The sequence below is a fragment of the Kribbella sp. NBC_00382 genome (genome assembly GCF_036067295.1).
Lineage (GTDB): Bacteria > Actinomycetota > Actinomycetes > Propionibacteriales > Kribbellaceae > Kribbella.
The window spans coordinates 4484886-4507171 of sequence record NZ_CP107954.1; the positions used below are offsets into that span (position 1 = coordinate 4484886).

The window sequence follows — 22286 nt, forward strand, 5'->3', positions numbered from 1 at the left end:
GTCACTTGCTTTGATTGACTCCATCACTACTTCAACTGAGGTTCGTACGTCGTCCCGTACTACGTGGTTGTGGCGGGTCGCCTTCGTGGTGGCCTGCGGCATCCACCTGTACGGGGTGTACTCACCGCATCAGGCAGCGTCGAACGTCCACTTCCCGCTCTCGGACAAGCTCGCGCATCTGTTCCTGTTCGGATCGGTGGCGTATTTCGGGCTGCGCAGCGGAGTACCGGCTCGGTATTTGCTGCCGGTCGTTGCCGCCAACGCGGTGATCAGCGAGATCGTCCAGTACTACTGGTTGCCGTTCCGCAGCGGCGATCCGTTCGACTCGGTCGCCGACTTGTGTGGGCTGGCGCTGGGCGCGTGGCTCGGGTTCCGTGCCATCCGTACGCAAAAGCGTCTGCCCAGGAAGGTGCCGAGCACGACATGATGGGTGCATGACGGCCACGACCCTGACCGGCTCACTGCTGGTGGCTACCCCGTTGCTCGACGACCCGCCGTTCCGGCGGTCGGTGATCCTGTTGCTGGATCACGACGAGGACGGTGCGCTGGGCGTGGTCGTGAACCGGGCCGCGGACCTGGAGGTCGACCGGGTGCTGGCCGACTGGTCGGAGACGGTGAGCGAGCCCGGCGTGCTCTTCATGGGCGGCCCGGTGGGCACCGACAGCGCTCTCGCGGTCGCCGAGGTGATCGAGTCGGCCGACCCGCCAGGCTGGCGGGAATGCTTCGGCCGGATCGGGCTGATCGACCTCGACGTACCACCGGCTCTGCTCGAGGGCGCGATCCAGCGCATGCGGATCTTCGCCGGGTACGCCGGCTGGTCGAGCGGCCAGCTGGAGGGCGAGATCACCGAGGGCGCCTGGTACGTCGTACCGTCCGAACCCGACGACGTGTTCAGCCTCCAGCCCGAAGGCCTGTGGCGCCGCGTCCTGCGGCGCCAGCGCGACGAGATGGCCTACCTGGCCACCTACCCCGACGACCCGACCCAGAACTGACGACTACTCCTTGTCGTCATCACCGGGGTGCAGTGACTCCCAGATCTCCTTGCACTCCGGACAGACCGGGAACTTCTGCGGATCCCTGCTGGGCACCCACACCTTGCCGCACAACGCCACCACTGGCGTGCCCATCACCATCGCCTCGGTGAGCTTGTCCTTCGGCACGTAGTGCGAGAACCGCTCATGATCGCCCTCGTCCAGCGACGGCTTGGTCCGCTCGTCGATGACCGTCTCTGCGCCGGGGCTCAGCTGAGTACTCATAGCCCCGAGTGTAGGTCGACACGCCCAGCAACACCCAGTCATTCTCCACAGGCTGATCCGAACGGAATTCTCCTGTGGACAACCGGGCAGCTCTGGGCAGACGACGGCACTTTGTAGGTATGACCACTACAAGGAGGCACCATGGCAGTCATGGAACCCGAGCCGGACTACCCACCGTCCTGGCAACCGCCTTGGCATTCGTCCGGGCCACTGAGCAGAGACGACCTCGACCGGATGCCCAATGACGGACACCGCTACGAGCTCATCGACGGGACCCTTGTCATGACGCCGGCGTCTTCGACGCGGCATCAGGACGTTGTTGTCAACCTGATCGTCGCGCTCAAGGCAGCCTGTCCGCCGGACTTGAGGGTCTTGGTAGCGCCCTTCGACGTCGTCATCAGCCAGGACACGGTCATGCAACCCGATCTGCTGGTCGCGGGGCGAGAGGACTTCACCGAACGCGATCTCCCTGTGGCGCCCTTGCTGGCGATCGAGGTGCTGTCGCCGAGCACCCGCCGGTACGATCTGATGCTGAAGTTCTCCCGGCTCGAGGCCGCCGGCTGCCAGTCGTACTGGGTGATCGATCCCGACACGCCGGAGCTGATTGCGTGGGAGTTGCGGGACGGGACATATGCGCAGGTCGCGAAGGTCACCGGGGACGAAGTGGCGCGGTTGACGGTGCCGTTCGTGGTCAGTGTGGTGCCTGCCGATCTGACCTTGTGAGGGATCTCGGGTAACGTTCCTGTACGGCCGACAGTCGACTATCGGGGGAGTATGCCGTCCGTGGATTCGCACGTGCCCGCACCACCAGCCGTGCTACCTCCGGCCTATCCGGACCGCGCTGCGTGGGGAACTGCGAGCAAGCTGCGGGCCTGGCAGGCGGAGGCGCTTCAGCTGTACATGGATCGGCAGCCGAAGGACTTTCTGGCGGTCGCGACGCCGGGCGCCGGTAAGACGACGTTCGCGCTGACCGTCGCCGCCGAGCTGCTGCAGCGCCGGGTGATCGACCGGATCACCGTCGTGACGCCGACCGAGCACCTCAAGGTCCAGTGGGCCGAGGCGGCCGACCGGGCCGGGATCGCCATCGACCCGACGTTCGCCGGCGGCAAGGGCCGGACGAACAAGGACTTTCAGGGCGTCGCGGTCACGTACGCCGGGGTCGCGGTGAACCCGCTCGCGTTCCGGGTCCGGACCGAGAGGTTCCGCACCCTGGTGATCCTCGACGAGGTGCACCACGGTGGTGACGCGCTCAGCTGGGGTGAGGGCATCCGGGAGGCGTTCGACCCGGCCACCCGTCGCCTGGCTTTGACCGGTACGCCGTTCCGCAGCGACGACAACCCGATCCCGTTCGTCACGTACGAGCACGGCCACGACGGCGCCGCTCGCAGCAAGGCGGACTACGTCTACGGCTACGGTCATGCGCTGCGCGACCACGTCGTACGGCCGGTCATCTTCATGTCGTACTCCGGTGAGATGCGCTGGCGCACCAAGGCCGGTGACGAGGTCGCGGCGCGACTGGGTGAGCCGCTGACGAAGGACCTGACGGCTCAGGCGTTGCGAACCGCGCTCGACCCGACCGGCGAGTGGATGCCCGCAGTACTGGCTGCTGCTGACAAGCGACTGACCGAGGTACGGCGGCACATGCCGGATGCCGGCGGGCTGGTCATCTCGGGTGACCAGAACACGGCCCGGGCCTATGCGAAGGTCCTGCGCGAGCTGACCGGCGAGGCGCCGACCGTCGTCCTGTCCGACGAGAAGGCGGCGAGCAAGAAGATCCAGACCTTCTCGGCTGGTGAACAGCGGTGGATGGTCGCTGTCCGGATGGTGAGCGAAGGCGTCGACGTGCCGCGGCTGGCGGTCGGGGTCTATGCGACGCCGACGTCGACGCCGCTGTTCTTCGCGCAGGCCATCGGGCGGTTCGTACGGGCGCGCAAGCGGGGTGAGACGGCGTCGGTGTTCGTGCCGTCGGTGACCCGGCTGCTGAGCTTCGCCGCCGAGATGGAGGTCGAGCGGGACCACGTGCTCGGCCGGAAGAACAACAACGAGGACGGCGACATCTTCGCCCTCGAGGACGACCTGCTGAAGAAGGCGAACGAGGCCGAGGGCGCGAGCGACGACCTGGACGCCAAGTTCGAGGCGCTCGGGTCGGATGCGAGCTTCGACCGGGTCGTCTTCGACGGCGGTGACTACGGGATGGGTGGCGATCTCGGCTCGGACGAGGAGCTGGACTTCCTCGGTCTGCCGGGGCTGCTCGAGCCCGACCAGGTGCGCGAGTTGCTGAACAAGCGGCAGGCGAAGTCGCTGGCCCAGGAGAAGAGGCGCGGCAAGTCGTCCACCCGCGAGGAGCCGACACCGGTCGAGCTGGCCACGCACGAGCAGGTCGCTCTCCTGCGCCGCGAGCTGAACGGCCTGGTCGCCGCCTGGAACCACCGCACCGGCCAGCCGCACGGCGTCATCCACAACGACCTCCGCCGCAAACTCGGTGGCCCGGCGGCGGCTCACGCCTCCTCCACCGAACTCCGCGATCGCATCGAACTCATCCGAGACTGGGCCACCCAACGCCGAGCCTGACGGCTCGTGACGCTTCACGTCACCTCGCGCCGGCAGGTTGGTGAGGCGCGCTGGCCGAGCGGGTTGGGATGTCAGTACCGAAAGGTGTGTGCCCTGCTGTCGGGGGTGGTAAGTCGTGACATAAGTTCAGCGTGTGGCCCGACTGCTGACTGACATCCGTCCGCTCAAGGAGTCGCCGGATTTCCGTCGGTTGTGGGTCGGCTCGACGGTCTCGCAGCTCGGGCAGCAGATGACCGCGGTGACGGTCTCGATCCAGGTCTATGCGTTGACCCACTCGACCTTCTCGGTCGGGCTGGTCGGGCTCTTCGCGCTGGTGCCGCTGGTCGTTTTCGGGCTGTACGGCGGCGCGATGGCCGACGCGATCGACCGGCGTACCCTCGCCCTCGTCTCTTCCAGCGGCCTCTGGCTGCTCTCGATGGTCCTGGTCGCCCAATCCGAGCTGCACTGGAACCAGGTATGGATCCTGTACGCCGTGGTCGCGGTCCAGTCGGCCTGCTTCGCGGTCAACAACCCGGCCCGATCCGCGATCATCCCGCGCCTCATCCGCCCCGAACTCCTCCCAGCCGCCAACACGCTCAGCCAGGCAGCGTTCAACCTCGGCTTCACCGCCGGACCGCTGCTCGGCGCCGTGGTGATCGCCTGGCAGGGGTTCGGCGCGGCGTACCTGGTCGACGTCATCACCTTCACCGCCGCGCTCTACGCGCTGTTCCGGCTGCCTCCCGTCCCACCGACCGGCCTGGTACGCCGGGCTGGCCTGCGCTCGGTACTGGAGGGCTTCACGTTCCTCCGAGCCGCCCCCGCGCTCCTGGCGACCTTCGTCGCGGACATCCTCGCGATGGTGTTCGCGCAACCTCGGGCACTGTTCCCAGCCGTGGCGGGCGCGTTCTTCGCGGGCGGCGTACGGACCGTCGGGTTGCTGCAAGCGGCGCCGGCGATCGGAGCGCTCGTGGGCGTGCTGTTCTCCGGCTGGGTGAGTCGCGTCCGGCGGCAAGGGGTGGCGATCGTCGCGGCGATCACGGTCTACGCGGCGGCGGTCGGGCTGTTCGGGTTGTCGCGGACGATCTGGCTCGGTGTCGCGCTGCTCGCGTTCTCGGGTGCGGCGGACATGGTCAGCTCGGCGTACCGGAACACTGTTCTGCAATCAGCCGCTCCGGACGCGATGCGTGGACGGCTGCAGGGTGTCTTCATCGTGGTCGTCGCGGGCGGCCCTCGTCTTGGAGATTTCGTCGCCGGTACTGCGGCGTCGCTCAGCACCCCGACGATCGCGCTGCTCGGCGGCGCGGCCGTCTGCATCACCGGCCTGCTCATCCTGCTCGCCACGAACAGGCCCTTCCGGCAGTACGACTCTCAAGTACGGGCGCTGCGCTGACTCAGCCGCCGGTCGCGAGCTTTTTGAGGACCGTGCCCCAGGACGGCAGGTCCGGGTTGATCTGCGGGATCGGTTTGCCGCCGACGGTGACGACCGGGCGATCACCGACCGGCTTGTCGAGCTTGATCGGCACCAGCTCGATCTGGCTGTCCGGTGGGCACGGCTTGGTGTCGTCGATCACCGCGGTGATCTTGTCGTCGGCCTCCATCACCTTCAGATCGCTCGAGCAGTTGAAGCCGACGCCGAACACCAGCGCGACCCCGTCCGGCTTCGGCGGGTTCTGGATCCACTTCAGGTACTTGGGGTGCTTGCCCTTGACCAGCTGGTACCCGGTGACCGGCTGCTGCGAGTCCTCGAGCACCTGGCCTTTGCCGTTGCTGAAGAACGCGCCGAAGATCTTGTTCACGCACGGGTCGGCGTCCTGCTTGGCGTCGTCGGCCGCACCCCACGCCTTGGCGGCCAGGTAGCAGCCGTTCGCCTCCCGGTTGAGCGCGACGTTGAACCCGATGAGCGCGAGCGCGCCGATCACCAAGGTGCCGGCGAGCATCCGGCGGGAATGGAGCTGTTTCGGGCTGAGCGGCGCCGGTTCCTCGGTTTCCTCGCCGCCCGGGAGCTGTTTGAACAGGCCCAGGATGCTGCTCGTCCACTGCGGATTCACCAGCGTCGGGACGGCGTACAGCAGGATCAGACCGACGCAGATGGCGATGGCGGGGAGCAGCGCCCAGTAATTTCGCACGGCAGCAAGATACGGGGACATCGGGCCGCGGGCCGAAAAAGGTTACGCTTCGCCTGTGCCCGCTGAGACGTCGCAGACTCTCGATCGGGGACTCACCGTCCTCGAGTTGCTGGCGGACGCCCCGGACGGCCTGTCGATCACCGAGCTGGCCGCCTCGCTGAGCGTCTCCCGGACCGTCGTCTACCGCCTGGTCAACACGCTCGAACTGCACCGGCTGGTCCGCCGCGACAGCGAAGGCCGCGCCAGGCTCGGGCTCGCAGTCCTGCACTACTCCCGTCGCGTGCAGCCGACGTTGCGGGACGCCGCTCTGCCGGTACTACGCTCGCTCGCCGAAGACACCGGCGCGACGGCGCACCTCACCGTTGCGGACGGGGACGAGGCGCTCGCGATCGCGGTGATCGAGCCGAGCTGGACCGATTTCCACGTCTCGTACCGGATGGGCTCCCGGCACGCCCTCGACCAGGGCGCCGCCGGCAAGGCGATCCTCGCGGGCCGCCGCAAGCCCGATCCGGCTGGTCGCCCCTTCGTCATCACCGCCGGCGAACTCCAGGCCGGCGCCCAAGGCGTCTCGTCGCCGGTCCTCGGCGTACCAGGCGTAGAAGCCTCCATCGGCGTAGTAGTCCTGGGCAAGCTGGACCGCGACTTCGTAGGCCCCCGAGTAGCCCGGGCCGCAGTAGAAGTAGCCAAACGCCTCGCCTGACCCAGCCACCCCCGCGAGGGCTCGTGACGCTTCGAATCACCTCGGCAACAACAGATGCAGGCGGAGTCCGGCGCCCAACCACCAGCTGAGCAGGTGGCCACCAGCTCGTGACGCTTCGCGTCACCTCGCGAGGTGGAACTGCGTGGGCGGAGCCGGAGACCCCAGCGGGGTGGTTGGCTCGGGTGGGCGACTCAGGGCTCGTGACCCTTCGCATCACCTCGCAGGGTGTTATTTGGCAGCTGTTGTCGGGGTTGGTGCTGGCGTACCAGCCCGGCGGAGGTGCTGCAGCCAGCCTCGTGACGCTTCGCGTCACCTCGGCGACAACAGATGCAGGCGGAGTTCGGCGCGCAACCACCAGCTGAGCAGGCGGCCGCCCAGCTCGTGACGCTTCGCGTCACCTCGCGGGTTGGAAGTGCGCGGGCTGGAGATGGGGCGGACGCGGCAAGGGTGGTGTCCCGCTCGACAGGAGGTAGTTGGTTGTGGGAGGGGTGCCGGCCGCTGGTTGAGCGTGCGGAGAATGCAGGTCGGCGACTACCTCCTGTCGAGCGGGACGCAGTGCGGCCCGGGAGCTGCAGCAGTTGACGGCTCGTGACGCTTCGCGTCACCTCGCGGGAGGGGGCTGCGGGGCGGGAGGCGCTGTGGGGCGGGGCGATGTGTGCCGGTCGACAGGAGGTGGTTGGTGCGGGGCGGGTGGCGGGGCGTCGACTGAGCGTAGGGAGAGGGCGAGTTGGTGCCTACCTCCTGTCGGCCGGGACACGTCTGGGGTTTAGGTGGCCGGCCGGCCGGCTGGGGTGCGGTGGGTGGCGTCGGCTTGGTGGTTGGGCTGCCGGCTGGCTGCGAGGGGGTTGGTCAGGGGCGGGTGGCTGCGTGGAGTAGGGGGAGGACTCGGTGGGGGACTTGTTCGGCCAGCGCGATCACTGTCGACGCGCGCTGGATGCCGCGGACGATGACGACCTGGTCGATTACTCGTTGGAGGTCGGCGTTGGAGCGGGCGACTATTCGGCACCAGAGGTCTTCGGCGCCGGTGATTGTGTAGACCTCTAGGACTTCGGGGATGGCGGCTAGGGCTGCGGCGACTGTGGTGTGGCCGGAGCCTTGTTCTATTTGGAGGGTGGCGAAGGCGGTTACCGGATAGCCGATTTCTGTGGTGTCTACGTCTGGGCCCCAGCCTCGGACTACGCCGTCGCGGGAGAGGCGGTCCAGGCGGGCTTGGACTGTGCCTCGGGCTACGCCTAGGCGGCGGGAGGCTTCCAGGACGCCTACTCGGGGTTCGGCGGCGAACAGGTCGAGGATGCGGGCGTCCAGTGCGTCCACTCCAGCCATGCGGGTCCTCCTAGTGTGGTCAGGGTGACCAAATAGTCCAATAGAAGGCTGAGAATACTGGTCAGAGTGCTCAGTGAAAAACGGTTCTGTTGCGCAACCTGTCCTGATCCGGCGAAGCTCACCGGGCCAGCCGACACCGACCGGGAGGACCCCGATGACCAGCACCGACCTCACCCCCGCAGAGCTCGACGCCGATCTCGACCTCGACCAGTTGAAGCAGCTCGTCGGCCTGGTGCCGTACGACGAGAGCACCGACCCGTTCCCCGTCACGGCGATGGATGCCGTGGTGTTCGTGGTCGGCAACGCCACCCAGACCGCGAAGTACTACCAGCTCGCCTTCGGGATGGACCTGGTCGCGTACTCCGGGCCGGAGAACGGCAACAAGGACCACAAGGCGTTCGTACTCAAGGCAGGCTCGGCGCGTTTCGTCATCACCGGCGGCGTCACCCCGGCCAGCCCGCTGAACGACCACCACCGCAAGCACGGCGACGGCGTCGCGGACATCTCGCTCGAGGTGCCGGACGTCGACAAGTGCATCAAGCACGCCCGCGCCCAGGGTGCGACCGTGCTCGAGGAGCCGCACGACGTCACCGATGAGCACGGCACCGTCCGCCGGGCCGCCATCGCGGCGTACGGCGACACCCGGCACTCGCTGATCGACCGGAGCAAGTACGACGGCCCGTACCTGCCGGGCTTCGTCGAGGCGAAGACCAGTGTGGTCCGGCCGGAAGGACACCCGAAGCGGCTGTTCCAGGCGGTCGACCACGTCGTCGGCAACGTCGAGCTCGGGCTGATGGACGACTGGGTCACCTTCTACAACAAGGTGATGGGCTTCGTGAACATGGCGGAGTTCATCGGCGACGACATCGCCACCGACTACTCCGCGCTGATGAGCAAGGTGGTGGCCAACGGCAACCACCGGGTCAAGTTCCCGCTGAACGAGCCGGCCATCGCGAAGAAGAAGTCGCAGATCGACGAGTTCCTGGAGTTCTACGACGGCGCCGGCGCCCAGCACATCGCGCTGGCCACCAACGACATTCTGCGCACGGTCGACATCATGCGCGCCAACGGTGTCGAGTTCCTGAACACGCCGGACTCGTACTACGAGGACCCGGAGTTGCGGGAGCGGATCGGCAACGTCCGGGCGCCGATCGAGGAGCTGCAGAAGCGCAAGATCCTGGTCGACCGGGACGAGGACGGCTACCTGCTGCAGATCTTCACCAAGCCGATCGGCGACCGTCCGACGGTGTTCTACGAGTTGATCGAGCGCCACGGCTCCCTGGGATTCGGCAAGGGCAACTTCAAGGCGCTGTTCGAGGCGATCGAGCGCGAGCAGGAGCGCCGCGGCAATCTTTGATCGCGGTTTGATCTACCCACCGTGACACGCCCGCGACACACCGTTGCAGGCGTGTCACGGTGTCCGATTACCGGATTGACTGTCAGGTCAGGGGAGGTTCGACTACTCTGCCCATGAGTGCACGTCGGGGCGTGCGCTCAGGAAGGGTTTTCCGATGAAGACACTGGGCATTCTGCTCAGCACCGCGGGACTGGCCGGAGCGGGCATGTTCGCCCTGGCCACATCAGCTCAGGCGGCACCTGCCGCGAGTTGCTCGGGTGCCACATCCATCAAGTCAGCGCCGGTCCTGCGGGACGGGCGGCCACCCAAGTTCGGCACGGTCCGGCTGGTCCGGGACAGCTGTTCGCAGTACTGGGCCGAGATCACCATGAATCCGCGGCTGACCAACAACCAGAAGGCCAACGCCTACCTGGTTCAGTACGGCGGCAACAACGCCGGCCAGACGCTCTCGTGTGACAGCAGTGGCGGCAACGGCGCCGTGACGGCCGGGCAGCGCACCTGCCGGACGCCGAAGGTGAAGTCCACCAACGGATCCGTCACGTTCGTCGCGGTCGCCCGCGAGTTCCACAACTACGGCAGCGGCTATACCGAGGTCTCGGAGAACGCCACCGGCCGGGCACGCTGAACACCTGCCAGTAGGCAGAAAACCGCCTAGGCTCGTGGATATGAACGATCTAGTCGAGCGCCTTCGGCAAGTACTGCCGCCGGAGGCGCTGGTGACCGACCAGGACCGGATCCAGAGCTACCGGTACGACCGGGCGATGTTCTGCCCGGCCGGCGAGCCGATCGCGGTGGTGCTCGCGCGCGAGACGGCCCACGTCGTGGCCGCGGTGAAGATCGCGGCGGACGCGGGCGTTCCCGTCGTGCCCCAAGGTGCCCGGTCCGGGCTCTCCGGCGCGGCCAACGCGATCGAGGGCTGTCTGGTCATCTCGCTCGAGAAGATGGACCAGATCCTCGAGATCGAGACCGTCGACCGGTACGTCGTGACGCAGCCGGGCGTGTTCAACGCCGTACTGTCCCGCGCGGTCGCCGAGCAGGGCATGTTCTACCCGCCCGACCCGTCGAGCTGGGAGTTCTGCTCGATCGGCGGCAACCTGTCGACCAACTCGGGCGGGCTGTGCTGCGTCAAGTACGGCGTCACGACCGACTATGTGCTCGGCCTCGAGGTCGTACTGGCCGACGGCCAGGTCCTGCGCACCGGCCGGCGCACGGTCAAGGGTGTCGCGGGCTACGACCTGACCAAGCTGATCGTCGGCAGCGAGGGCACCCTCGGGATCATCACCGAGGCCACGCTCGCGCTCCGTCCGGAGGCGGCCCGCCCGCGCACGATGGCCGCGCTGTTCGACTCGGGAGTCGCGGCCGGCGAGGCGATCGTCGAGATCATCCGCAGCGGGGTATCCCTGTCGCTGCTGGAGATCATGGACCGGACCACCATCATGGCGGTCAACAGCTACAAGCGGATGGACCTGCCGACCGAGGCCGCGGCGATGCTGATCGCCCAGTCGGACGCAGGTGGCGAGGCCGGTGCCGCCGATGTGGCGACGGTGGCCAAGCTCTGCCGTCAGTACGGCGCGATCGAGTGCATCGAGGCGGACGACCCGGCCGAGGGTGAACTCCTGTTGGAGGCCCGGCGGGCGGCGCTGGTGGCGCTGGAGCAGCTCGGTACGACGATGATCGACGACGTCTGCGTACCGCGCTCGCGGCTAGCCGACTTCATCGGCGCGGTTGAGCAGATCTCCCGCGACCTGGACATCACCATCGGCGTACTGGGGCACGCCGGCGACGGCAACATGCATCCGACCGTGGTGTTCGACGCGGAGGACCCGGACCAGGCTGCCCGGGCCCAGGCGGCCTTCGACAAGGTGATGGAGATCGGTCTGGAGCTCGGCGGCACGATCACCGGCGAGCACGGGATCGGGATGCTCAAGCGTGACTGGCTGGTCCAGGAGATCGGCCCGGTGGCGGTGTCGGTGCACCGCGCGATCAAGGCCGCGCTGGACCCGAAAAACCTCTTGAATCCGGGCAAGGTCGTTTCGTGAGGGTTCTTTCATCTTCTGTGACTGAACCGCAACGCAACTGCCGGGGCCATTGGACGTTCATGGCCGTCGAATGTGACGTGCCGGCCGCACTATGGAAGGCAGTTGTCTGAAACCGGGGGGAGCGCTGTGAGGCGAGGCAGGAGGTCACCGATGCGAGCACGGCACGTGCTGCCCGCCGCGTTGGCGCTGGCCGTTCTCGTCGTCGGCTCCGGCTGTGGGAACGGCTCCGGCCTGCGGGTCGAGGGCGCCGATCCGGATGCCAGCTCGGCGACGCCTGTGATGACACCGAAGGGCTTCGGGCCGTCCCAGTCACCGGCCCGCAAGACGCCGTCGGCCGTCCCGGAGTCGACGATGACGCTGCCGGAGGTCCGGGACAGCCTGCAGGCCGACAAAGGCCTCGATCCGTACATGAAGAAGATCGTCGGCTCGTGCTCAGCCGTCGCACTCTGCCTGACCCGGGGCCTCTCCGTCGACGTGATGAAGACCGGCACGCCGCAGCTCGTGGTGCTGATTCACACCAACGACAACTTCGTCTTCGGGGCCGTTCTGATGGCCGACTCGCCGAAGGGACCGCGCCGGGTTTGGAGTTTGAAGGCCGATCAGTTGAAGATCAGTCCCAGCCCGCAGGGTGACCTGGTGGTCGAATCGCAGGTATTCACCTTGGACGACTTGTCCTGTTGTCCCTCCGGACGCTTGGTCGAGGTCTACCGTTGGGCCGGCGGGAAGATGACCAAGGTGAGCTCGAAGAACCAAAAGGGAGACTGAACTTCAGTGGTACCGGAAGAACCGGCGGCGCGCATCCTCATGGTCGAGGACGACGCGGTGATCCGTGAGGCGACCCAGTTGACCCTTGAACGCCATGGGTACGACGTCACCACGGCCGAGGACGGCCTCGAGGCGATCGAGAGTTTCGAGAAGATCCATCCGGACGCGGTGATGCTGGACATCATGCTGCCGGGCCTGGACGGCATCTCCGTGTGCCGCCGGATCCGGGAGACCAGCACGGTCCCGATCGTGATGGTGTCGGCCCGCGGTGACGCGCTGGACGTGGTCCTCGGGCTGGAGGCCGGCGCGGACGACTACGTCACCAAGCCGTTCGACACCCAGGTCCTGGTGGCCCGGCTGCGCGCGGTGATGCGGCGGGCGGTGGCCGATCCTGAGCGGCCGACCCCGGCGACAGGCTCGACCGTGGAGTCGTTCGGCGACCTGGAGCTGGACCGCGAGGCGCTGGAGGTGCGCCGGGCCGGTACGACGGTCCAGCTCACCCCGACCGAGCTGAAGCTGCTGATCGAGTTCGCGAACAACCCCGGCGTCGTGCTGAGCAGGTCCACCCTGCTGCAACGCGTCTGGGACTACGAGTGGGGCGGCGACGGCCGCCTGGTCGACGTCCACCTGCAAAGGCTCCGGACCAAGATCGGCGCGGACCGCATCGAGACCGTGCGCGGATTCGGGTACAAGCTGCGCGCCTGATGGGCCTTCGGAGCAAGCTAGGCCTGATCTTCGTACTGGTTTCGTCGCTGGCGATTCTGGTGTTGTGCGTGGCGGTCTATACCCAGGCCCAGTCGGCCCGGCTGGACCGCACGCGCAGTTTTGCCGACGAGCGGATCCAGGCTGCCGCGGAGAGCTACGACCGTAGCGAAGTACCGGTGTTCGGGGCGCGGCTGGACGATCCTGATCTGCCGCCGCAGCTGCGCGACGCGGTGATGAACGGCAAGCGCGCCACCTTCAAGACGGCGGCGCCGAACGCGAAGATGTGGGCGGCGGTCGGGGTCAAGAACGGCCGCATCCTGTCGATCGTGCAGGACTACGACGCCAACGACCCGTCGATGAACGCCCTGCGCCGGGCCTTGATCATCGGCGGCGTCGGCACGGTCGCGCTGGTCGCCCTGGGCAGTGTCATCGCCGCCGGCAGCCTGTCCCGCCGGATCGTCGCAGTAGCCGGTACTGCGCGCCGCATCGCCGCAGGAGATCTCGACGCCTCGGCAGCAGGCGCGGCGGGCAAGGGCAAGGATGAGGTCCAGGCACTGGCGACAGCTCTGGACACCATGGCCAGCTCACTCCGCGGCCAACTCGAAGCAGAGCGTCGATTCACAGCGGATGTCGCCCATGATCTCCGTACGCCCGTCACCGGCCTGCTGACCGCTGCGGAGCTGCTCCCGCCGGGTCGGCCCAGCGAACTCGTCCGGGACCGCGCCAAGGTCCTGCGACGCCTGGTCGAGGACCTGCTCGAGATCGCCCGGTTCGACTCGGGCGTCGAGCAGGCCGACCTGGAGCATGTCGGGCTGGGGGCGTTCGTGGGGTCGGCCGTCGGACGGTTGCGGATGCAGCAGTCGCTCGCACCGGACAGCGTCGTCGTACACCGGCTCGGCCGGGAGGAGACGATCTCCACCGACTCCCGCCGGATCGAGCGGATCCTGGCGAACCTGATCGTCAACGGACTGCGGCACGGCCGCCCGCCGATCGAGGTGACCGTCCAGGGCCGGGTGATCGAGGTCGTGGACCACGGCAACGGATACCCGGAGGAATTGATTGCCGAAGGCCCCCGTCGGTTCCGGTCCGGGATGGCTGAGCGCGGCGTCGGCCACGGCCTCGGCCTGACCATCGCGGCGGGTCACGCGAAGGTGCTCGGGGCCGAGCTGACGTTCGGTACGGCCCCTGGTGGCGGTGCCTGTGCGCGCCTGGTTTTGCCCGATAGTCCTGAGACGGAGTCGTAACACAACCTTTCGCGAAGTGGCGGCGTCTCCACTGTGTCGGGTTCACCAGAACCCTATACACACGAGGGGAAACCAAGAATCATGCGCACTCGCACTCTGGTCGTTCGTCGTTCCGCCGCCGTTGTCGCAGGCATCGCTCTGGCGGCCGGTGGGGTCGGCATCGCCGGCGCCCTGCAGGCCGACGCGGCGCCGAACCAGACCACCACCGTCTCCACCACGGTCGCGGCCAAGCCGGCCATCACGATCAAGTCGGACAAGGCCACCGCGAAGGCGTGGGCCAAGGTCTCCTTCGCCGGCAAGACCACCGCGATCGCGAAGGGCTCGGTCGTCCAGGTCCAGCGCCTGCAGTCCGGCAAGTGGGTCAACTTCCCCGCCACCACCAAGGTGACCAGCAAGTCGACCTACTCGGTCTGGGTGCAGAGTGGCCGCGTCGGCGTCAACAAGTTCCGCGTCGTAACGGCCAAGGCCACCAGCGCCGCCGTCGCGGTCACCATCACCAAGTGAAACAAGGGAAAGCGGCGCCAGACTCGGGGGAGCTGGCGCCGCTTTCTTGGTGAGACTTACTTGGTGCCGTAGACGTTCAGCTCGGCGGCTGAGCCGAAGACGGCGCCGTTGAGGGAGCTGGTGCCGACGAGCTTCACGTACCGGCCGGCCTTCGGGGTGAAGTCCAGCCGCTGGACGGCGGTCGAGTTCGGAAACTGGCCGGTCTTCACGGCTGTACCCCAGTTCTGGCCGTCCGTACTGACGTAGATCTCATAGCCCTTGAACATCCCGTTTGTCCCACTCTGCCGCGGCAGGTAGCTGAACCCGTTCACCTGGTACGTCGTACCGAGGTCCAGCGTGATGTGATGCGGATAAGTGGCCGGCGTGGGCACCTCCGACCACGCGGAATGCCAAATGGTGGAAGGGTTTCCGTCCAACGCCTCCGTTGCGGCCCCATCGGTGGCGACGTCCTCGCTGCTGACGTCGGCCACCGTGATCCGGGACTGCGGCACGATCCCCGGCGGCAGCAACGTCGCCTCCGCTGAGGTCGTCGCCTGGCCACCCGTTGCCGTGAGCATGTACTTGCCCTCGGGTGTGCCGGCGGGAGGCGTGACCGACCAGGTGGTCGTGACACTGGTGCCCGCGGCAACCGTCGCGTGGGTCGCGGGAGTAGTCGGCGTGACCGTCCAGCCTGCCGGAGCGGTGAGCGCCAGCGTGATGTTGTCGACGGCAACCACATCGTTGTTGGTGAAGGTGCTGACGACGGTGTTCTCCTCGCCGGAGACCATGCCGTTCAGCCCGGCGCCGGACAAGCTCAGCGAAGTACAGTCCGCTGCTTCGCTCGATGCGCCGAGGTCGGTGACGGCGAAGTCGTCGATCACGAAGTCGGCCTGGTCGCCACCGGAGGAGAGCTTGCGCAGGCCGACCCAGTAGTCGCCGCCGCAGCCGGCCACGAACTCCTGGCTGAAGGTCGCCTTCGTCCGCTGGACTCCGATCGGAGTCGCCTTGACCTCGACGGACTCCGGGCGGTCCACACCCTGCACCCAGGTGTACTGACCGGCCAGACCACTCTCGTAGTCGAAGCTGACCTTGTACTTGTGGCCCGGCGTGAACGGAACGGTCGCCGGCGTCGTCCGGTAGACGAGCCCCTCGTTCTCCTCGTGCGACTTCAGCGACCAGTCGCCGTCGAGTGCATCGTCGACGAGCTTCCCGTTCCAGCCGGCCTGCGTGTACGGCGCGTGCTTCTTCGCCAGGACGGTGCGCGGGTCCGTCGTGCCACCCGCATCGCCCTTCACGAACGGGCCCCAGCCCTGATCGACGTTCTCGAAGTCGTCGACGAGTCCGGCCGCCGGGCGCTTGGTTTCGACCACCCGTACGTCATCCAGTCGAACCCGGGCCGCTCCGGCAGGCGCGCTGACCGTGAGGTCGGCCGTGGTGCCCTTGGCCTCGAACACCACGCGGGCGCGTTGGTAGTACAGGCCTTGCTTGTCGTCGGAGGCGACCCGATTCATCGCGGTCGATCGAGCGACGGTGACCGAAGTGCCGTTGACATCGAGGGTGGTCGGCCGGGTCTTGCCGGGCTCGACCTCGATCCATGCGGAGGCGCTGTAGGTGCGGCCGGGAGTGAGGTCGCGGATGCGCTGGTTGAGCGTCGTCGGCTCCGCGCCGAGCTCGGCGACGTGCTGACCGTTCTCGAGGGTGGCGATCGAGGCGTTGCCGGTCGGCTTCCAGGCTCGCAGGTCACCGGCGTTGAAGCCGGGGTCCTCGAGGTGGCTGCCCTGACCCCACTGCGGGTCGGTCAGACGCGGCGCCTGCGCCGGGTACAGGACGTAAGGCTGTCCGGCTACGGCGGTCAGCGTTACGGCGCCGTTGCGGACGGGCGCAGTACCGATCCGGACGCGGCCGGTGTCGGTCAGCTTGTAGACGGTGAAGCGGTCGGTGGTGAAGGCCGCCGGGACCTGCCAGGTGGTCGTGCCGCCGGCCGGGTTGTAGTGGTAGAGCTTCTTGTTGCCGTCCCACGGCAGCAGGTACTTGTCGCCGTCGAGCACCTTCGCGGTACCGACACTGATGCTGCGCTTGCCGTTGGCAACAGTGCCGCTGACCCCGCCGGTGAAGGTGATCTGGTTGGGGTTCCAGTCGACGATCTTCTGCTGCTGGAGGAACTTGGCCGGCAGGTTCTTCTGCCAGATGTTGGCGTAGAACTTGTTCCAGTCGGTCTCGCCGGTCCAGCCCTCGAACTCGACTATCGACGACTGGCCGAGGATCGGATCGGCGTTCCAGACGTCCTTCTCGTGGTTGCGGACGAACCGGATGATCTGGCTGTTCAGCCCCTTGTTGGTGGGGCCGCCGTAGTCGAGGTCGTTGGCCCAGTGCGACCACAGCGAGGTGCGCTCGTGCCGGTCGGCCCACTCGGTGGCGACCTGCCAGCCCTGGTCGGCGAGCTGCCGGGTCAGGCCGTCGGCGAGCCAGCCGGACTGGTAGTACACGTCGATGTACAGCTCCTGCAGGTTCTTGTCCGTCTCGTCGCGCAGTTGCTGGAACCGCTTGACGATGTTGCCGGAGGCAAGGTCAGGGCGCTGCTTGATGTAGTAGCTCTGGTTCAGCCAGTTCCAGCCCTTGCTGGTCTTGTCGACCAGGTCCTCGCTGAACGCGTTGGCCTCCGGGTAGGACTCGGTCGCGTTCACGTGGACGCCGAACGCGGCGTTGTAGTCCTTGCCCTGCTTCAGCAGCGTGTTGAGGTCGGTGAGTCCACCGGCCCGGATGTTGTAGTTGCCGCCGTAGTCGGGATGCGCCGAGTCATGGCCTTCCGAGCCGTAGCCCTTGAGCAGCGCCATCTGGCCGAGACCGTCGGTCGAGAGCGAGATCCGCTTGACGTCGTCCAGCGTGCGCAGGAACGGATGCGTCGCCTGGCTGGCGAAGTTGAACGGGATGTGCGTGATCACCCGGTCCTTGACCTGGTCGCCACCCTTGGGCTCGACCATGATCGAGCGGAACGCGATCGCGCCGTCCTGCCAGTCGACGGTCTTGTCGTTGTTCGCGTCGGGCGTCACGACGACCTTTGCCCACGGCAACGGCTCGGTATACGGCGAGGTGTCGGCGCGGTAGGTCCATTGACCACTCCACACGCCGACCCGGCTGGTCCCGTCGGCCGCCTTGCGGGCCCGGTGCCAGAACCGTGCGCCGTCGTCGACGGACTGCCCGGACGGCTTGTCGTAGGTCGAGTTCGACTCGATCCCGGCGGCGAGACCGCTCGTGTTCACGAACGCGTACGCCGCTCCGTTGGCGGCCGGCTCCGCTGCCGTCGCCGCGGTCACCGGGGTGATCTTGTCCGCGGTCCGGGTGGAGTCGGGGTCGAGCGTGGTGAAGGCGGTGGTTGCGCCGGGGTCAGTGCTCGCGACCGAGACCAGGTCCTGGTCCGGGATGTCGAGTGTGTTCACCCTGCTGGTCGCGGTGTCGCGGATCGCGTCGATGCTGAAGGTGGTCACCCGGCCGGTCAGCGCCAGGCTGGCGTCCAGCTCGACGCCGGGCAGGGCATCGAAGGCCAGCTTGTACTGCGCCTTGCCGGTGGTGACCGTCGGCGGTCCGGTCAGGTGGGCCGCTCGCGCGACTCCGTTGACGGTGACGGTCGAGATCGCGTCGGGCTGGCCACCCATGGACTTGCCGGAGGCGTGGTCGGCGTACCGGATGACGCGGGGGAAGTCGGCGGCGACGGTCACGGTGAGCTCAGGTGAGGTGAGCGTGAGGTCGGTCGCTGCTTCGGTGGTGGGGCCGGCGGTGGCGGCCGTTGGGGGTATTGCGACGAGCAGACCGGCGGCCAGCGCGGCTGCCGCTAAGGACGGAAGTACGGGTCGAGACACGGTGGGACTCCTGACGGGCGGGTCACTGTGTCACGGATTCTGCGTACATAACCGCTAACAAGTCAAGAGAAACGAACACTAATGAACAAGATTGGTGAACGTTTCAGCTCACTGTGCCTCTGTGATTTCCCCTGGAGATGCAACCTTCCGTCGTAGTCCGGTGTGTCTTCCGTAACCAAGCAACCGGAGGAGACCCATGGTGCGCAGGAAGCACTGGTTGATCACGGCCGCGTGCACGACGATGGCCGCAGGCCTCGTCGCCGCTCCGTCGCAGGCCGCGACACCGCCCACTAGTGGACCGTCGGCGAAACCGTCGTCGACGGTCACCCTGATCACAGGTGACAAGGTGACCGTCACCCCGCAAGGCAAGTCCTGGACCGTCAGCGTCGAGCAGGCCCGGCAGCCCGGCCGGCCGGAGGGATTCTTCCGCCAGGTCACGCCGGCCGGGGTCACCGTGATCCCGGCGAGTGCGCTGCCGCTGGTGCGCTCCGGCGTACTGGATCGTGCGCTGTTCGACGTCACGGGCCTGATCGACCAGAAACTGGACGACGCCCACACCAAGGAGCTGCCGCTGCTGGTGCAGGGCGGCAACACCCGCGCCGCGGCCACCTTCGGCAAGGTGACCAGGCAGTTGCCGGCCGCCAAGCTCGCGGCGGTGTCGGTCGCCAAGCCGTTCGAGCTGTCGAAGCTCACGGGGACGACGAAGATCTGGCTGAACGGACGGGCGAAGCCGACGCTCGACGTCAGCGTCCCGCAGGTCGGCGCTCCCGCCGCTTGGCAGGCCGGCTACACCGGCGCCGGGGTGCAGGTCGCCGTACTGGACACCGGGTACGACGCCGCGCATCCCGATCTCAAGGGGGTGGTGAAGGGCTCGAAGGACTTCCTTGGTGACGGCAGTGGGATGAAGGACGAGGTGGGCCACGGGACGCATGTCGCGTCGACGGTCGCGGGCCGCGGTACTGCGTCCGGCGGCAGGTACGTCGGTGTCGCCAAGGGTGCCGACCTGCTGATCGGCAAGGTCTGCGGAGTCGACGGCTGCCCGTACGACGCGATCATCGCGGGCATGCAGTGGGCCGCGGCGAGTGGCGCGAAGGTGGTGAATCTCAGTCTCGGCGGCGGGCCGACCGACGGTACCGATCCGTTGTCGGCCGAGGTGAACCGGCTCACCGCCGCCACCGGCACGTTGTTCGTGATCGCGGCCGGCAACGACGGGCCGACCGGGCGGGTCTCCAGTCCGGCGACAGCCGATGCCGCGCTGGCGGTTGCATCGGTCACCAAGCAGGACGAGTTGAGCGACTTCTCGTCGATCGGCCCGCGGGTCGGCGACTACGCGATGAAGCCTGACCTGGCGGCTCCCGGCTCGGACATCGTCGCGGCCCGCGCCGCCGGCACGCTGTCGGACGAGGCTGTTGACGAGTACTACGCCCGGATCTCCGGTACGTCGATGGCGACGCCGCACGTGGCCGGTGGTGCTGCGATCCTCGCGGGGCAGCACCCGGGATGGAAGGCGCCGCAGTTGAAGGCAGCGCTGATGGGCAGCGCGCATCCGATCTCGGCCGGCGTGTTCGCGCAGGGTGCAGGGCGGCTCGACCTTGCCCGGGGGACCAGTCAGCAGGTCCTGGCCGAGCCGGCGAGCTTGAGCTTCACGGCCGCGTCATGGCCGCACGACAAGCCACAGGATCAGAGCAAGCAGGTCGTCTATCGCAACGACGGCGAGGCTGCGATCACGTTGGAGCTGCGGCTCGACGTGCGGAACTCGGCTGGAGCTGAGGCGCCGGCCGGTCTCTTCAAGACGTCCGCGGACCAGGTCGTAGTACCGGCTGGTGGGCAGGCATCGGTGGGGGTTTCGGTTGCTCCTGGCAACGTCGCGCCGGAGACCTACGGTGGGCGGCTGGTCGCGTCGTCGGCCGATGGCAAGACGGTGGTTCAGACACCGCTCGGGGTCTATGTCGAGCCGGAGAGCTATGACCTCAGCCTGACGATGAAGGACCGTACGGGTGCGCCGATCGAGCCTTCGACCGGCAACGGCACCGCGGTCGTGCTCAGTCTCGACGACCGGCAACTGCAGTACTTCCCGGTGCTGCCCGGGGACAAGGTGCGGTTGCCGGCCGGACGGTACGCGGTTCTGGGCGCGATGAATACCCCGGTTCCCGGCCGGTTGGAGCCGTCGGTCACGTCGGCCGCGGAGCCGGAGATCGACCTGCGGAGCGACACCGTCGTACCGTTCGATGCCCGGCAGGGTCAGCAGATCAGCCTTGCGCTGGATGCCAAGGACGCGAAGGTGGTGGCGGGGACTGCCGGTACGGTCGTGCATACCGACAAGGTCGATGCGGGGTTCATCAGCACGCTGGTGCGCGACAGCTACGCGGTGCCGACTCGCGGGTCGGTGGAGCATTTCGGCTACTACACGCGGGCTCAGCTCGAGCGTCCGTTGGTTCGGCTGACGGCTGAGGGCAAGGACACCGGAGCTACTTGGGCTCCGAACACTGCGCAGCTCGTGGGGGCTGAGAACCTGACGGTCGTCGATGCCGGGCATGCGCGCCCGGAGGACGTGGCCGGCAAAGATCTGAAGGGCAAGCTTGCACTGTTCACGCTGTCGGGGGACGAGGGTTCGGCCTTCGACGAGCGGGTCGGACTGTTGCAGCAGGCTGGGGCGACCGCGGCGTTGTTCTACTTCAAGGACGAGGTGGGGGTGTCGACGGATGAGACCAGGCTTCCGACGTTGGTACTCGATGACGCGTCGGCCGGCCGGCTTGCCGGGCAGCAGGTCAGGCTGGCGGGGAATGCTGGGAGCCCCTACCGGTATGAGATCGCGCTGCCGTCATTCGGGAAGATCCCGGGGAGTCTGGCCTATCGGCTGCCGAACCGCAGTCTGGGTGCTGTGCAGGCGAAGTACCACGCCTTCGCTCCTGGTGGTGTCGGGTATCTCGACCACAGTTCCATCGCGGGCACCATCGACATGGGTGGTTACCTGTGGTCGGACGTCGTGAAGTTGCCTACGGCGCGGACCGAGTACTACTCGACCGGCGTTCATTGGCAGACCTCGCTGCGTGCTGCGGCCGGGCCTGAGGAGAGTGAGCAGGCCTACCTCGGACTCCCGCACGTCTACAAGCCAGGGGAGAAGGTCTCGATCGATTGGGCGAAACCGGTCTTCGGGCCTGGCTTCGGAGCATTGAGCAGGGGTGAGCGGGATCGGCCGTTGCAGGCATATCGGGATGGTGATTCGATCGATGTGTTGCTGCCGTTGTTCAGCGATTCGGCCAGCCACACGGGGATCCCGAGGCCGGAGGAGTACAGCTTCGCCGACAAGGGGACGACCAGCCTGTACGCCGATGGCAAGGTGGTCGGGCAGAGCGACATACCGGGCGATGGTGTGTTCAAGGTGCCGGCTGGGGAGGCCGCGTACAGGCTGGTGACTTCGGTGCGGCGGGACAGCCCGAGGTGGCCGTTGGCTACTCAGGTGTCGGCGGAGTGGGCGTTCCGGTCGTCGACGACTGATGGGCCGGAAGCGCTGCCGTTGCTGGCTGTGCGGCTCGATCCTCGGCTCGACCTGCTGGACAACGCGCCGGCTGGTCGTCGGTTCGCCATCCCGGTCAGCGTTCCGGGCGGTCGGTTGAAGGCTGTCGAAGCGTCGTACGACGATGGCGCGACTTGGCAGGCCGCCGTCCTGCGGAGGGTCGGGTCGGGGTGGACGGCAACGATCAGACACCCGGCGAGTGGGTTCGTGTCGCTGCGCTCCAGCGCGACGGATGCCAAGGGCAACAGCGTGGTCCAGACCACGATTCGCGCCTACCGACTGAAGTGAACAGTCCGCGGGCGGTCCTTCGGACCGCCCGCGGACGTTGGAGAGTGGGGCTGCGCGGCGTTGGGAGGCGGCGGCT

At 67.5% G+C, this 22286-nt stretch carries 18 protein-coding genes; 14 read left to right on the forward strand and 4 right to left on the reverse strand.

Annotation, left to right across the window (positions count from 1 at the left end):
* Positions 1–10 precede the first annotated feature (10 nt).
* Positions 11–427, forward strand: a complete 417-nt coding sequence (locus OHA70_RS21745; protein ID WP_328320426.1) for a VanZ family protein — start codon at positions 11–13, stop codon at positions 425–427.
* 7 nt (positions 428–434) lie between these two features.
* Positions 435–992 carry a YqgE/AlgH family protein gene (locus OHA70_RS21750; protein ID WP_328320428.1) on the forward strand — a complete coding sequence of 186 codons (558 nt, stop codon included), beginning with the start codon at positions 435–437 and terminating at the stop codon, positions 990–992.
* A gap of 3 nt (positions 993–995) precedes the next feature.
* Here the strand turns inward: OHA70_RS21750 and OHA70_RS21755 are convergent, their stop codons facing one another.
* Positions 996–1256: a DUF3039 domain-containing protein gene (locus OHA70_RS21755; RefSeq protein WP_328320430.1), complete on the reverse strand. Its 261-nt coding sequence runs from the start codon at positions 1254–1256 to the stop codon at positions 996–998.
* Positions 1257–1397: 141 nt separating this feature from the next.
* Here OHA70_RS21755 and OHA70_RS21760 point away from each other — a divergent pair, with 141 nt between their 5' ends.
* The 3 genes from OHA70_RS21760 to OHA70_RS21770 all read left to right on the forward strand — a co-directional run bounded on the left by OHA70_RS21760 (position 1398) and on the right by OHA70_RS21770 (position 5196).
* Positions 1398–1979, forward strand: a complete 582-nt coding sequence (locus OHA70_RS21760; RefSeq protein WP_328320432.1) for a Uma2 family endonuclease — start codon at positions 1398–1400, stop codon at positions 1977–1979.
* A gap of 51 nt (positions 1980–2030) precedes the next feature.
* Positions 2031–3827: a DEAD/DEAH box helicase gene (locus OHA70_RS21765; RefSeq protein WP_328320434.1), complete on the forward strand. Its 1797-nt coding sequence runs from the start codon at positions 2031–2033 to the stop codon at positions 3825–3827.
* Between the two features lie 133 nt (positions 3828–3960).
* Complete coding sequence (locus tag OHA70_RS21770) at positions 3961–5196, forward strand: MFS transporter (RefSeq protein WP_328320436.1); 1236 nt, start codon at positions 3961–3963, stop codon at positions 5194–5196.
* 1 nt (position 5197) lies between these two features.
* On the opposite strand, the gene OHA70_RS21775 is transcribed toward OHA70_RS21770, so the two are convergent.
* The gene (locus OHA70_RS21775; RefSeq protein WP_328320438.1) at positions 5198–5932 is read right to left on the reverse strand and encodes a hypothetical protein; all 735 of its coding nucleotides are present in this window, start codon (positions 5930–5932) and stop codon (positions 5198–5200) included.
* Positions 5933–5987: 55 nt separating this feature from the next.
* Between OHA70_RS21775 and OHA70_RS21780 the strand changes: the two genes are divergently transcribed.
* On the forward strand, positions 5988–6632 hold the full coding sequence (locus OHA70_RS21780; RefSeq protein ID WP_020387098.1) for an IclR family transcriptional regulator: 645 nt from the start codon (positions 5988–5990) through the stop codon (positions 6630–6632).
* Positions 6633–7481: 849 nt separating this feature from the next.
* Here the strand turns inward: OHA70_RS21780 and OHA70_RS21785 are convergent.
* Positions 7482–7955 carry an Lrp/AsnC family transcriptional regulator gene (locus OHA70_RS21785; protein WP_328320444.1) on the reverse strand — a complete coding sequence of 158 codons (474 nt, stop codon included), beginning with the start codon at positions 7953–7955 and terminating at the stop codon, positions 7482–7484.
* Positions 7956–8109: 154 nt separating this feature from the next.
* On the opposite strand from OHA70_RS21785, the gene hppD reads away from it, so the two are divergent.
* The 7 genes from hppD (at position 8110) to OHA70_RS21820 (ending at position 14569) form a co-directional block, all read left to right on the forward strand.
* Positions 8110–9312, forward strand: a complete 1203-nt coding sequence (gene hppD / locus OHA70_RS21790; protein WP_328320446.1) for a 4-hydroxyphenylpyruvate dioxygenase — start codon at positions 8110–8112, stop codon at positions 9310–9312.
* A gap of 154 nt (positions 9313–9466) precedes the next feature.
* Positions 9467–9937: a hypothetical protein gene (locus OHA70_RS21795; RefSeq protein ID WP_328320448.1), complete on the forward strand. Its 471-nt coding sequence runs from the start codon at positions 9467–9469 to the stop codon at positions 9935–9937.
* 40 nt (positions 9938–9977) lie between these two features.
* On the forward strand, positions 9978–11351 hold the full coding sequence (locus OHA70_RS21800; protein ID WP_328320450.1) for an FAD-binding oxidoreductase: 1374 nt from the start codon (positions 9978–9980) through the stop codon (positions 11349–11351).
* 150 nt (positions 11352–11501) lie between these two features.
* On the forward strand, positions 11502–12116 hold the full coding sequence (locus OHA70_RS21805; protein ID WP_328320452.1) for a hypothetical protein: 615 nt from the start codon (positions 11502–11504) through the stop codon (positions 12114–12116).
* A 6-nt stretch (positions 12117–12122) separates the two neighbouring features.
* The gene (cseB, locus tag OHA70_RS21810; RefSeq protein ID WP_328320454.1) at positions 12123–12821 is read left to right on the forward strand and encodes a two-component system response regulator CseB; all 699 of its coding nucleotides are present in this window, start codon (positions 12123–12125) and stop codon (positions 12819–12821) included.
* Entirely contained in the window at positions 12821–14065 is a 1245-nt protein-coding gene (locus OHA70_RS21815) for a HAMP domain-containing sensor histidine kinase (protein WP_328320456.1), read from the forward strand. The genes cseB and OHA70_RS21815 overlap by 1 nt, the downstream gene beginning before the upstream one ends.
* An 81-nt stretch (positions 14066–14146) precedes the next feature.
* Entirely contained in the window at positions 14147–14569 is a 423-nt protein-coding gene (locus tag OHA70_RS21820; protein ID WP_328320458.1) for a hypothetical protein, read from the forward strand.
* Between the two features lie 56 nt (positions 14570–14625).
* Here OHA70_RS21820 and OHA70_RS21825 read toward each other — a convergent pair whose 3' ends face one another.
* Positions 14626–18405: an endo-alpha-N-acetylgalactosaminidase family protein gene (locus OHA70_RS21825; RefSeq protein ID WP_328320460.1), complete on the reverse strand. Its 3780-nt coding sequence runs from the start codon at positions 18403–18405 to the stop codon at positions 14626–14628.
* Positions 18406–18601: 196 nt separating this feature from the next.
* Between OHA70_RS21825 and OHA70_RS21830 the strand changes: the two genes are divergently transcribed.
* On the forward strand, positions 18602–22210 hold the full coding sequence (locus tag OHA70_RS21830; RefSeq protein WP_328320462.1) for a S8 family serine peptidase: 3609 nt from the start codon (positions 18602–18604) through the stop codon (positions 22208–22210).
* The last annotated feature ends 76 nt before the right edge of the window (positions 22211–22286 follow it).

What these genes read in the sequence shown, in the direction of transcription:
- OHA70_RS21820 (WP_328320458.1), top strand. Translation starts at nt 14,147, where the DNA reads ATGCGCACTCGCACTCTGGTCGTTCGTCGTTCCGCCGCCGTTGTCGCA.
- OHA70_RS21830 (WP_328320462.1), top strand. Translation starts at nt 18,602, where the DNA reads ATGGTGCGCAGGAAGCACTGGTTGATCACGGCCGCGTGCACGACGATG.
- OHA70_RS21755 (WP_328320430.1), bottom strand. Translation starts at nt 1,256, where the DNA reads ATGAGTACTCAGCTGAGCCCCGGCGCAGAGACGGTCATCGACGAGCGG.
- OHA70_RS21785 (WP_328320444.1), bottom strand. Translation starts at nt 7,955, where the DNA reads ATGGCTGGAGTGGACGCACTGGACGCCCGCATCCTCGACCTGTTCGCC.
- OHA70_RS21815 (WP_328320456.1), top strand. Translation starts at nt 12,821, where the DNA reads ATGGGCCTTCGGAGCAAGCTAGGCCTGATCTTCGTACTGGTTTCGTCG.
- OHA70_RS21760 (WP_328320432.1), top strand. Translation starts at nt 1,398, where the DNA reads ATGGCAGTCATGGAACCCGAGCCGGACTACCCACCGTCCTGGCAACCG.
- hppD (WP_328320446.1), top strand. Translation starts at nt 8,110, where the DNA reads ATGACCAGCACCGACCTCACCCCCGCAGAGCTCGACGCCGATCTCGAC.
- OHA70_RS21750 (WP_328320428.1), top strand. Translation starts at nt 435, where the DNA reads ATGACGGCCACGACCCTGACCGGCTCACTGCTGGTGGCTACCCCGTTG.
- OHA70_RS21805 (WP_328320452.1), top strand. Translation starts at nt 11,502, where the DNA reads ATGCGAGCACGGCACGTGCTGCCCGCCGCGTTGGCGCTGGCCGTTCTC.
- OHA70_RS21795 (WP_328320448.1), top strand. Translation starts at nt 9,467, where the DNA reads ATGAAGACACTGGGCATTCTGCTCAGCACCGCGGGACTGGCCGGAGCG.
- OHA70_RS21765 (WP_328320434.1), top strand. Translation starts at nt 2,031, where the DNA reads ATGCCGTCCGTGGATTCGCACGTGCCCGCACCACCAGCCGTGCTACCT.
- OHA70_RS21800 (WP_328320450.1), top strand. Translation starts at nt 9,978, where the DNA reads ATGAACGATCTAGTCGAGCGCCTTCGGCAAGTACTGCCGCCGGAGGCG.